At 39.4% G+C, this 12,077-nt stretch carries 9 protein-coding genes and 1 tRNA gene; all 10 read left to right on the top strand.

What is annotated here, in order from left to right; translation table 11 throughout:
- The first annotated feature begins 3 nt into the window (after positions 1-3).
- The 10 genes from IQ31_RS14980 to IQ31_RS15025 all read left to right on the top strand — a co-directional run bounded on the left by IQ31_RS14980 (position 4) and on the right by IQ31_RS15025 (position 11,988).
- Complete coding sequence (locus tag IQ31_RS14980; RefSeq protein ID WP_158638893.1) at positions 4-747, top strand: polysaccharide deacetylase family protein; 744 nt, start codon at positions 4-6, stop codon at positions 745-747.
- Positions 737-1,369, top strand: coding sequence for a flexirubin biosynthesis/transport protein LolA2 (gene lolA2 / locus IQ31_RS14985; RefSeq protein ID WP_075991961.1), 633 nt, complete (start codon positions 737-739; stop codon positions 1,367-1,369). The genes IQ31_RS14980 and lolA2 overlap by 11 nt, the downstream gene beginning before the upstream one ends.
- Entirely contained in the window at positions 1,350-1,961 is a 612-nt protein-coding gene (gene lolB2 / locus IQ31_RS14990) for a flexirubin biosynthesis protein LolB2 (protein WP_145328541.1), read from the top strand. The genes lolA2 and lolB2 overlap by 20 nt, the downstream gene beginning before the upstream one ends.
- Positions 1,962-2,093: 132 nt before the next feature.
- Positions 2,094-2,471, top strand: coding sequence for an ApeI family dehydratase (locus IQ31_RS14995; RefSeq protein WP_145328542.1), 378 nt, complete (start codon positions 2,094-2,096; stop codon positions 2,469-2,471).
- Between the two features lie 2 nt (positions 2,472-2,473).
- Complete coding sequence (locus tag IQ31_RS15000; RefSeq protein WP_145328544.1) at positions 2,474-3,646, top strand: DUF2062 domain-containing protein; 1,173 nt, start codon at positions 2,474-2,476, stop codon at positions 3,644-3,646.
- Position 3,647: 1 nt separating this feature from the next.
- Positions 3,648-7,274: an MMPL family transporter gene (locus IQ31_RS15005; protein ID WP_145328546.1), complete on the top strand. Its 3,627-nt coding sequence runs from the start codon at positions 3,648-3,650 to the stop codon at positions 7,272-7,274.
- On the top strand, positions 7,267-8,808 hold the full coding sequence (locus tag IQ31_RS15010) for a phytoene desaturase family protein (protein ID WP_088161024.1): 1,542 nt from the start codon (positions 7,267-7,269) through the stop codon (positions 8,806-8,808). Before IQ31_RS15005 ends, IQ31_RS15010 begins: the two co-directional genes overlap by 8 nt.
- Positions 8,762-10,429: a C45 family autoproteolytic acyltransferase/hydrolase gene (locus tag IQ31_RS15015; protein WP_208734282.1), complete on the top strand. Its 1,668-nt coding sequence runs from the start codon at positions 8,762-8,764 to the stop codon at positions 10,427-10,429. The genes IQ31_RS15010 and IQ31_RS15015 overlap by 47 nt, the downstream gene beginning before the upstream one ends.
- Entirely contained in the window at positions 10,426-11,718 is a 1,293-nt protein-coding gene (gene flxY, locus IQ31_RS15020) for a flexirubin biosynthesis putative acyl-CoA ligase FlxY (RefSeq protein WP_088161022.1), read from the top strand. Before IQ31_RS15015 ends, flxY begins: the two co-directional genes overlap by 4 nt.
- A 198-nt stretch (positions 11,719-11,916) precedes the next feature.
- Positions 11,917-11,988: transfer RNA gene (locus tag IQ31_RS15025), tRNA-Arg, on the top strand.
- Positions 11,989-12,077 lie beyond the last annotated feature (89 nt).

A 12,077-nucleotide genomic window follows, 5' to 3' on the forward strand; every position in this document is an offset into this window, starting at 1 on the left:
TACGTGAGTCTTGCCCTTTTTCTGATGACTGTATTCATCTGGAAAAACGATCAACTGTATTCTCCTTTGATTATTGTGCTGATTATGTATGTTGGAATAGTTTCCTGGGGAGCATTTGATCTCCGTCTAAATTTCTTTATGCAATCGACAACAAGCGTAAGAAAAAATGTGCGGCAAGTTGCGATCACTTTTGATGACGGCCCTACACCTTTTACCTTGGAAATACTAGACTTACTGGATCAATATCAAGCAACAGCTAGTTTTTTTTGTATTGGCACACAGGTCGTCAAGTATCCCATGATAGCGAAGCAAATTATTGAAAGGGGCCATGTAATTGCCAATCATAGCATGAATCATCCCAATAAGATGGGGTTTCTGCCAAGCAGACAAGTTGTTGAAGAGATAAATGAAGCTAATCATGCCATTGAAACGGCAACAGGAAAAAAAGTATTGCTTTACAGGCCTCCATTTGGTGTCAGCAATCCACATATTGCAAAAGCATTGCACGATTGCAAGTTGAAATCCATTGGTTGGAACATCCGCTCCTTGGATACTTTAAATCTAACTGAAGATCAGATTTTTGCACGCATTGCAAAAAAACTAAGTCCCGGCAGTATCATTCTTTTACATGATACATCCGAGAAAACAGTACATATCGTTAAAAGTTTATTAATGGCATTAAAGGTTAACAAATTAGAAGCCGTAAATTTGGAAGATTTCTTAAATCAAAAAGTATATGAAAACTAAGCTCATTCTACTCCTTGTTTCTGTATTTCACATTGCGCTGACCAAAGCACAAGAAACAGCTATGTCAAGCGCTGAAATAACTAGTTTTAAACAAACCGTCGTAGCGGAAGCACAAAAAATAAAAACCTTAAAAACAGATTTTGTCCAATATAAGCACTTGGATTTTCTTTCTAAAGAGATTACGTCCAGTGGATCCATGTTATTGAAAAACCCAAACAAGCTGCTTTGGAAATACAATACACCGATCCAATATGGTATTCTTTTTAAAGACAATAAAGTATTGGTAAATGATCAAGGTAAAAAAAATAAGGTCGACCTTGGCAACAATAAAAAGTTCGAGAAAATCAATAAAATGATTATTGGCAGCATCAGTGGAGATCTCTTTGCTGCCGATGACTTTACGATCACCTTTCACAAAAATCGAAATCAACGCATAGCGAAGCTTTCACCTAAAACAAAAGAGCTATCGGCTTATATTCAAACGATCGTATTGTATTTTAATGATCAACAATCTACAGTTTCGGAAGTCCAGTTGATAGAACCGTCTAAAGATTATACAAAAATAGTTTTCAAAAACAAGCAGATCAACCAACCAATCAGCGATGCGTTATTCAGTTTTTAGTCTGTTACTTTTAGTTCTTCTGACAGGATGTAAGGTTTACTACCCAAATGGTAAACAAAACTATGGTGCAATCGACACTCTCGTTCAAAACCCCTATTTTGCCAGGTTAAATGAAGAGCGCTTATATCGGGCCACAATTCGCTTTTATGGAAAAGAGATGACAGGAATGTTTGTCGCCAAAAGAATCAGTCAGGACGATCATCGGATTGTACTTACCTCTGATCTGGGGAATACCTTATTTGATATAACGATTTCCAAAGACCAACATCTGGTCAATTATGTCATGCAAGATCTCGACAGAAAGATAATCCTCCACACCTTAGTGAGGGATTTCAGAGCTTTAACACAAACAACTTATAGAGCTGACTATCAAAATTTAATAGCCAATCAATTTTTAAGTATCTATAACGGCAAACGATATTTTCTTAAGATAGATGACCAAGGAACCTTAACCAAAATCGAAATGGCATCCAAGTACAAAAGAGCTTTTGAAATTCAATTCAAACCAGATTCTTTGGGGAAACTTGACAGCTTTAATATAAAACATCGTGGTATCAAGCTAAAAATGGATTTTGTAAATATTCCATTTTAAGCGACATGATACATAAGGCTAGATATAAAAAATAAACAAAGCCGTATTTCCGCTATAGTAAGTTCTTCAATTACTTTTATTATGCTCCGCTATTATATTGCATATAAAAGGTAATTTATCTAAGTTTGAAACATGGTTTTAGCAGACTTTTATACGATACACAATAGTCAGGTGCGTGAAGATGGAAAATATTTGATGGAGATAGGTATTCATCCCGATCATCCGATTTTTAACGGGCATTTTCCAGGGCGACCAGTAACACCAGGTGTATGTATGTTACAGATCATAAAAAATATAACCGAAGATTTACTGCAGACAAAACTCCGTATGCGGTCTGCCAAAAACATTCGTTTTTATGCCATTATAGATCCTTCCGTTCATTCCATGCTGACATTGGAATTGGCGGTTCAAGAAACCGAAACCATACAGATCAAGGCCAATTGTTCTTTCGATGATACCCTTGCACTTAAAATGGAACTCAATTTTTGCCGCACTTATCCTGTTGTATAACCATGATCAATTCGCCAAGCTTCAGCCAATCTATTATTCCTACAGCTGTATGTGTACTCATACCCACCTACAACAATGCTAAAACGCTAAAAAGAGTTTTAGATGGGGTTTTGGCCTATACCACACAGGTTATTGTAGTCAATGATGGTTCAACGGATACAACAGCAGAGATTTTAGCAAATTACCCTTCCATTACAGTGCTGCACCTGGAAAAGAATTCAGGTAAGGGCAAAGCTTTACGAATAGGGTTTGATACGGCAAGAAAACAGGGATTTCAGTATGCAATCACCATCGATTCGGATGGGCAACATTTTCCCGATGACATTCCAACTTTTATAGACGCACTCAACCAAAGTGACGGAAATATTTTATTGATTGGTGAGCGCCAAATGGACCAAGCCGGCATACCCAAAAAGAGCAGTTTCGGTAATAAGTTTTCCAATTTTTGGTTTTGGTTTGAAACAGGGATAAAACTTGCTGACACGCAATCAGGATACAGACTCTACCCTCTTGATCGCATACCTAAAAAACTATATACCAACAAATTCGAACTAGAAATTGAAGTAATTGTACGCTCAGCATGGAAAGACATTGTCGTGAAGAATGTACCGATTAAGATACTTTACGATCCGACAGAGCGAGTTTCGCATTTTAGACCATTTAAGGACTTCACACGAATTAGCATCCTTAACACCTTCTTAGTTTTGATTAGTCTACTCTACATATTTCCAAGAAACGCTTTTCGAAGTTTCAAAAAAAAAAGCTTTAAGGATTTTCTAAAAGAAGATATTCTGGGAACGCACGATTCGAATTTTATTAAATCCATTTCGATTGCATTGGGTGTGTTTATTGGGATTGCCCCTTTATGGGGATTTCAGTCTTTTTTATCAATTTTTCTCGCCTCTGTCTTTAGGCTTAATAAAGGTCTTTGTTTTGCCTTTTCAAATGTCAGTATCCCCCCTATGATCCCATTGATTATTTGGGGATCGATACAAACAGGAAAGTTATTTATATCCAGTGCCAAACCTTTGTTGGATTATAGCCAAATAGATTTTCAAGCTATATCCGAACATTTTTTACAATATGTACTGGGTAGTCTCGCTTTGGCTTTAGTGACCGCAGTCCTATTTGGACTTTCCTCCTTTACGCTATTGCGGTTTAATCAACGACGTTAATATGCAGCATTATTTTTATCAGCTTTATCTATTTTTCAAGAAGAAACCTTATATCGCCTGGTTAGTTGCCCTGCTCTTTTTGGTCGCAACGGGATATTTCGCACTAAAACTAAAATTTGAAGAAGATATTACGCGGATCATACCTCAAAATGAACGGACAAATGAGGTTGCCAAAATATTGACCCAACTTAAGTTTTCGGATAAAATAAGCGTCATTATTGAACGGGAAAAAGATGCTTCAATTGACGATATGGTTGAAATGGCTAATTCCTTTTCCGATAGCATCGTATCGCTTGCTCCCTACTATCATAGTATACAAGGGCAAATTAGCGACGCGGAAATGGAAAGTACCATGCAGTTTGTATACCAGCATTTGCCGACATTATTGGACGAGAACGATTACAAAACCATAGCAAGCCACCTGCCAAGTGATAGCATAGCGCAGGTAGTGGAAGCCAATTATGCTGCATTAATTTCGCCTACGAGTATCGTTGCAAAATCTTTTATACAACGAGATCCCCTAGGGATTGGCTTTATGGCGCTTAAAAAATTCCAAAAGCTCAGTATTGCCGGCGATTTTCAACTTTACAATGGCTATATTATTACAAAAGATTCAAGCAAGCTGTTATTGTTTATTAATCCCAAATATTCAGGCTCGGAAACAGAACATAATGCGATTTTTGTCGACAGGCTTGACAACATGAAAAGTGCGTTAAACAAGGTCTACCTAAAAAAAACCAAACTAAGCTACTTCGGATCATCTTTGGTTGCTGTCGCCAATGCAAAGCAAATCAAAACAGATATCCAAACGACCATCCTTATTTCGATGAGTTTATTGATGCTTATTTTGATTCTCTTTTACAAGAAAGTGCAAATTCCGGTCATCATCTTTATTCCCTCGCTTTTTGGGGCTTTACTAGCACTCGCATTTCTTTACTTTCTGCGGGGTACAATATCTGCTATTTCAATCTCCATTGCTGCAGTATTAATTGGCATTACCATAGACTATGCGCTGCATATCATGACGCATTTCAAGCAAACTCAGGATATCAAACACCTCTATAAAGAAATCACTAAGCCAATCTTGATGAGTGCGGGCACTACAGCCGTTTCTTTTCTTTGCCTGCTCTTCGTCAATTCGGAGGCCTTAAAAGATTTGGGAATATTTGCGTTCATTGCCATCCTGTTCTCGGGAATATTCTCTTTGATTCTTATCCCGCATATCTATAAACCGAATATAAAAACCTCGGATGATAAAAACCATCTCATCGATCGGATTTCTGCATTCAGTTTTGAACGGAATAAACCCTTACAAATATTTAGCTACCTATTGTTAGTAGTGAGCTTGTTTACTTTTTGGAAAGTCGGGTTCAATAAAGATTTATCTGCACTAAATTTCTTCCCAAAAGAACTGCAAGAAGCCGAATACAAACTTGAAAATTCAGCACAACAACAAAATAAGTCGCTATTTCTGATAAACTATGGTAACAATATCGACCAGGTTCTTTCGGCTAATTCTTTATTGTATAGTAGATTACAACAAGATACAGGTATGATCGCTATCAATTCCATTGGTGAAATTGTTCTATCGAAAAAGGATCAGGAGGCGAAAATTGCCCAGTGGAATTCCTTTTGGACAGATGTCCGTAAAACGGAAATCCGCGAGAATCTTATCCGTTCTAGCGCTGCTTTTGGTTTCAAACCAACTGCTTATCAAGCTTTCTTCTCCCTTTTGGATCAAAAATTTTCGACCGTCACATGGGATGATTATCAGAAACTCAACAATGGAATATTGAGCGAGTATATCAGTTCCAAAGATGGCTTTTTCACCGCAAATACCATTGTAAAAACGGCAGAAGGAAACCGGGAAAAATTGATGAAGCAGTTCAATAATGGCAGTACCGTTGTCATTGATCGCAAAGAAATGAATGAAACCTTTTTGGGACAGCTGGTCAATGACTTCAACACCTTGGTCAATTATAGCTTTGTAGCCATATTTGTTATTCTTTGGTTGTCATTTCGCCGCATCGAGCTGACATTGATCAGCATGGTACCTATTGTGTTAACAGGCTTGGTTACAGGGGGCCTCATGGGCCTGTTTCACCTCGAATTTAATATTTTCAGTACCATTGTCTGTACACTTGTATTCAGTCACGGTGTAGACTTTGCCATATTTATGACCGCAGCCCTGCAAAAAGAATACAGTACCGGCAAAGATGAAATGCCTATGTACCGTACGTCTATTCTACTTGCCGTATTAACGACAATTTTAGCCATCGGTGCTTTAATTTTCGCTAAACACCCGGCATTAAAATCCATTTCAGCAGTTTCCCTACTCGGTGTTACAGCAGCGGTTTTAAACACTTTTGTTCTTTATCCGCTCGTTTTTAGGTTTGTATTTCGCCGCAGGCCTTCCCAAGGCTTATCTCCGCTTAGTTTGCGTCTGCGCTTGATTTCAGCGTTTTCGTTCAGCTACTATATCATCGGAAGTATGCTTTCAGGCCTTCTCTTTAGTTTGATCTCTAATAGAGCTTGGATGACACGCGTAATGTCTCGTTTTGGAGACTCTGTATTGAAGTCCAACCCTTTTGTCAAGAAACAGCAATTCAACGCGCATGACGAAGACTTCAAAAAACCCGCGATTATTATAGCCAATCACAATTCGCTATTAGATACACTTCTTATTGGGCGTTTATTGCCAAAGTGCGTATTTGTTACGAACGAATGGGTCTACAAATCACCAGTCTTTGGCCGTGTGGTTAGGCGTGCAGGTTTTTTAATGCTCGACGACGATTTAGAAAAATCGAAAAACATCTTAAAGCAACGTATCGATGCTGGGTATTCGATTGCGATTTTTCCAGAAGGAACGCGATCGGCAACAAATGATGTACAACGGTTTCACAAAGGCGCATTCTATATTGCCGAACAGCTGCAATTGGATATCCTCCCTATTTATATACACGGAGCTGCCGATGTTTGTCCAAAAGGAGATTTTGTCATTTATGATGGAACACTCAGTACAGTCATAGGCGAAAGAATTCGACCTACCGACCAACAGTTTGGAGATAATTATTCTGCACGCTGTAAAACAATCAGTCGCTTATTCAAACAACAGTTCGCTGAAATCAGAAAGCAATTTGAGGGTCCGACTTACTTTAGAGAAAAAATAAGCTTAAACTATCGGTATAAAGAAACGGAAATCGAAAAATTAAGCCTAAATGATTTTGACCTTCATCAGGAGTCTTATGCAACCTGGAATAATTTCATTGCAGCAAATGCAAAAATTTTGCATATTGGAAACGATTTTGGTCATATTGATTTTTTGTTGACCATGCAACAGGCACAGCGACATATAGAAAGCTATATCCGTGATCCTGAAAAACGTGCTATTGCGGGCAATACGTATCTAAAGCATAAACGTAAATTGACTTATCTAAATCAGCCGACCGAAACCACATTACGTTTCGATGTACTGATCTGGGGCAGCAACGATGAAAAGGTTGAAATCAGCGATTCGATACATACTATTGTATGTTATGATTTCCTAGAAAAGCCACATTACATTGGTTTTGAAGAAGTATTTAAAGATCAATACAGTTGCGTATTAAAAAGAAGAACAAATGGATAAAGTCTACGATAGCGTCATCATTGGTTCAGGGCTAGGAGGCCTTGTTACCGCAGTTCTCCTTGCTAAATTTGGACGCGAAGTATGTGTCATTGAAAAAAACAATCAATATGGTGGCAATCTGCAGACTTTTGTGCGAGACAAAGAAATCTTAGACACAGGGGTACATTACATTGGCGGTTTGGGTGAAGGTGAAAACCTGTATAAATATTTTGAGTATCTGGGGATTATGAAGGATCTATCGATCCAACGCATGGGAATCGATGAATATGATCGAATTTCATTTGATGGAAATCCGATCAATTATCCACATGCACAAGGATATGAAAATTTTGTACAACAATTGCTTCATTACTTTCCTGAAGAAAAGCAGGCCTTAACCGTATATTGTGAGAAGATACAGGACATCTGTAATTCATTTCCTATGTATAATCTCCGCAAAAGTTTTGGGTTCAATGAGGCTGTACTCGGTATTTCATTGAAGTCTTTTTTAGACGATTTGACCGATAACGAACTCCTTAAGGCTGTACTCGTCGGTTCGAACTTCCTTTATGTTGCAAAAGCAGAAAGTACCCCACTCTATGTACATGCGCTTACCATAAACTCCTATATTCAGTCCGCTTGGCGTTGTGTAAACGGCGGTAGCCAAATTGCCAAGTTATTGATCCGCCAATTGCGTAAATATGGTGGTGACATCATCAAAAATAAAGAAGTCATTGCTGTAGAAATGGACGATCAGCTGATCAAAGCAGTACGCACCGATGACCAGCAGCTGATTTATGCAAAGGAGTTTGTTTCGAATATCAATCTCCGGCATACCTTTGCCATGCTGCCTGAAAGATTTCAAAAGCAAGCTTATGTCAAGCGTATACAAGGCTTACCGTTGAGCCCTTCGGTTTTTTCCGTTTACATCGTTTGTAAAGAAGGTTATATCCCCTATCAAAATTATAATATTTACCATTATAAAAACATCGCTTCCGTTTGGTATAATCAGGAGCAATCTCCCTTAGTCGTTTCCATGAGCTGTAACAGCGAAAATCAACGCTATTGTAGCACCATGACCGTGATGTGTTATATGACTGCGGACGAAGTGCAACAGTGGAATGAGACTTTCAATCGGTCCATTATCCAGCAGTTAAGTAGCCGTGGTGAAGAGTATGAAGCCTTTAAAGCTGCCAAGGCTGCAGAAATTATCGAAGAACTCCAACACTTGTTTCCGAATATTAAAGCTGCCGCTCAATCTGTTCACACGTCCAGTCCATTAAGCTACCGTGATTTTATCGGGGCCGAGGAAGGTAATATGTATGGCTATTTAAAAGAATACAAGCATCCGTTGAATAGCTTAATTTCCACGAAGACGAAAGTCAAGAACTTGTTTCTGACAGGCCAAAATGTCAAGATGCACGGTGTGTTGGGGGTTACAATTACAGCCTTCTCCTGTTGCTTAATGATGCTTGGAAAAGAATTTGAAGATGATCTATTTAAAGAGAATGATGAAAAAGTATTGGTTGGCGATTTGGATAGCATCACTATTTAGCTCTTGTGCGCTAAATGGTGCCCTGAAAGAAAAAGCTAAATTCGAACAGCAGGCGATTCCGACATTAAGGTTGGCCGACTCTACGGACAATTATCTCAGCATAGACAGTAACTTCCTATTTCATAACGCACAAGGTTTATGGGAACTCTACGTCAGCGGTAACCCGATGGAACTTGGATTAAAAACGGGTATACTGACACAATCGCTTTATGCCTACCAAGAAAAGGCTTTCTTTTCTAAAATTCAAGAGTTTATCCCTTCTCAGCGCAAGCAGAAATGGATGATGAAATTGACTAAAGTCTATAATCGAAACATCCATAAATATATCCCGATAGCGTATAGAAAAGAGATTTTTGGATTGTCACGGTATGCTTCTCCTCGCTACGACTCCCTTATGGATCCCTATCAGCGGAATCTTTTTCTTCATGGGGCCCATGACTTGGGTCATGCTTTTCAGGACCTCGCTTTGGTTGGCTGTTCTTCCTTAGCGGCATGGGGACCAAAGTCTGCAGATGGCGAGCTCATTATCGGGCGAAATTTTGACTTTTATGCGGGCGACGATTTTAGTCACAACAAATTAATCACTATTGTGAAACCCGATTCTGGTTATTCATTTCTCTCCGTGGGCTGGGCAGGCATGATTGGTGTCGTCTCCGGCATGAACAGTGCTGGCCTGACAGTTACACTCAATGCAGGAAAATCGTCTATTCCTTGGGCTGCAAAAACGCCTATATCTATTGTTGCCCGAGAAATACTCCAATATGCTCGAAATTTTAAGGAAGCCATCGCCATTGCAAAAAAACATCCTATTTTTATTTCAGAATCACTTATGATCGGGTCTGCAGATGAAGGCCGTGCCATCTTAATTGAGATGTCGCCACATAAATTTGCTGTTTTTGAATCAGACAATGCAAATTACCTGCTATGCACAAATCATTTTCAGAGCAGTACCTATCAATCCGATAAGCGCAATCAAAAACAGATTGAAGAAAGCCACAGTGTTTATCGACACCAACTGCTGACAGAGCAGTTGCAACAGCAGGATAAGCTTACAGCCCCTAAAGTTGCGGCTATACTAAGAGATCGCAATGGATTAAAAAATAAAGAAATAGGCTATGGCAATGAAAAGGCCTTAAATCAGCTCTTGGCTCATCATGGCGTCATTTTCCAACCAAAAAAACGCCTTGTATGGATCTCAGCCAACCCCTATCAGCTTGGGGAATTTGTCTGTTATGACTTAAATAAAATCTTCGACAACAAGGCACATCAGCCAGCGTCTACATTGGCCAATACAGCATTGAATATTCCCCAAGATACATTTTTGAATAGTAAAGCCTACCGCGATTATGAGGATTACCGTAAACGAGATCGAATAATAGACCACAAACTGAAGTCTGACCAAGAAATTACTGAATCGGAATGGCAGGAATATCAAAAGCTCAATCCCCTGTTTTGGGCAGTCTATCACAAGAGAGGAACGTATTATTTTGAGCAAAAGCGCTATGAAGAAGCACTAAAGCAATTGCAACAGGCCGACTCCTGCGAAGTGACCACTTTGGTTGACCGCAAAAACATTGCTTCATATATTCATAAAATTGAGAAGAAAGGAGATAATCGATGATCCCAACGATAGAACAAGCCAGTCTTGAAGAAATAACCCATTATCAAGATGAAAAGCTAAGATATGTTTTAAACTATTTGAATACACATTCAACTTACTACAAACGTCTTTTTCAACGTGAAGGAGTTGACTTACAACGCATCCGCGGTGTTCAGGATCTCCCCCTTTTGCCGACGACTTCCAAAGAACAGCTGCAGCAGTTTAACTGGGATTTTCTGTGCGTCCCCGAAGAGGAGATTGTCGACTTCTCCACAACTTCCGGTACACTGGGGACACCTGTTGTATTTGGATTAACAGACGCGGACCTGGAGCGTCTCGCTTATAATGAGATGATTTCCTTCCAACGGGTAGGTATTAAAAAAGGCGACCGGGTACAAATTATGACGACCCTAGATCGTCGTTTTATGGCGGGATTAGCTTACTTTCTTGGACTCCGTAAAATTGGAGCCGGAATACTTCGTATTGGGGCTGGCATACCTCAAATGCAATGGGATTCAATCCAGCAGTTTAAACCCAAATTTCTTGTTGTCGTCCCCTCCTTCCTACTCAAAATGATTGCTTATGCCGAAGAACATAACATCGACTACAACAGCAGCTCTGTAAAGGTCGCCATTTGTATCGGTGAAAATCTTAGAACTGCGGACCTGCAGGACAACCAACTGGCAAAACGAATTCAGGAAAAATGGAATATTGCCCTCTACTCCACTTATGCTTCCACCGAAATGAGCTCAGCATTCACAGAATGTGAAGCTTTTGCCGGTGGTCACCAACATCCAGCATTAATCATTACCGAAATATTGGACGATAATGACCATCCTGTATCCGATGGTCAACTGGGAGAATTAGTTGTCACCACCTTAGGAATAGAGGCTATGCCCGTTTTGCGCTATAAAACTGGCGATATGGTCAGACGACATGCTGGCCCTTGCACATGTGGTCGGAACTCCTATAGAATAGGCCCTGTTGAAGGCCGAAAACAGCAGATGATTAAGTATAAGGGTACGACGCTGTTTCCCCCGGCTATGTTTGATGTATTGGCCAGCTACACCGCAATTGAACATTATCAGATCGAGATCTCCAGCACTGCAGTCGGTACAGACGACATTCGGATTTTAATATCCTCCAAACAACAAAACAGCGCATTATTAAAAGAAATCAAAGATAGTTTTCAGGCGAAACTGCGCGTAATTCCCAATGTGGAGTTCGAACGCGAAGAAATTTTGATCAGCCGGATTTATAATCCGCTCAGCAGAAAACCCATTTATCTGGTGGATGAAAGGAAATTGTAAGTAGCCCACAGTACTATCACCCAGATGCTAAGCATTCATATACAAATCATTAGCCCACGTATAAAAAAATAGGGAATTAGCGAATGTTAAACATAAAAATGCTGTCGACAAAAGGCATTAAAAATAGTCTGCTAAAAGATTGAATTTTATCGCAAAGATTATTTGTAAGATCTAGAAAATAGTATATCTTTGCGACAGGTCCCCGTAGTTCAATGGATAGAATTTCAGATTCCGGTTCTGACGATATGAGTTCGAATCTCGTCGGGGACACATTTAAAAATAAACCCCACTTTAAATTAATTTAAAGTGGGGTTTATTTTTAAATTTCACTTCACAACGCCTAAAATGCCAACTAACCT

This window comes from Sphingobacterium siyangense, from assembly GCF_007830445.1.
Taxonomy (GTDB): domain Bacteria; phylum Bacteroidota; class Bacteroidia; order Sphingobacteriales; family Sphingobacteriaceae; genus Sphingobacterium; species Sphingobacterium siyangense.

Excerpts from the sequence above, each read along its gene's own strand:
- IQ31_RS14995 (WP_145328542.1), top strand. The coding sequence starts at position 2,094 with ATGGTTTTAGCAGACTTTTATACGATACACAATAGTCAGGTGCGTGAA.
- lolA2 (WP_075991961.1), top strand. The coding sequence starts at position 737 with ATGAAAACTAAGCTCATTCTACTCCTTGTTTCTGTATTTCACATTGCG.
- flxY (WP_088161022.1), top strand. The coding sequence starts at position 10,426 with ATGATCCCAACGATAGAACAAGCCAGTCTTGAAGAAATAACCCATTAT.
- IQ31_RS15005 (WP_145328546.1), top strand. The coding sequence starts at position 3,648 with ATGCAGCATTATTTTTATCAGCTTTATCTATTTTTCAAGAAGAAACCT.
- IQ31_RS15010 (WP_088161024.1), top strand. The coding sequence starts at position 7,267 with ATGGATAAAGTCTACGATAGCGTCATCATTGGTTCAGGGCTAGGAGGC.
- lolB2 (WP_145328541.1), top strand. The coding sequence starts at position 1,350 with ATGCGTTATTCAGTTTTTAGTCTGTTACTTTTAGTTCTTCTGACAGGA.
- IQ31_RS15015 (WP_208734282.1), top strand. The coding sequence starts at position 8,762 with ATGATGAAAAAGTATTGGTTGGCGATTTGGATAGCATCACTATTTAGC.
- IQ31_RS15000 (WP_145328544.1), top strand. The coding sequence starts at position 2,474 with ATGATCAATTCGCCAAGCTTCAGCCAATCTATTATTCCTACAGCTGTA.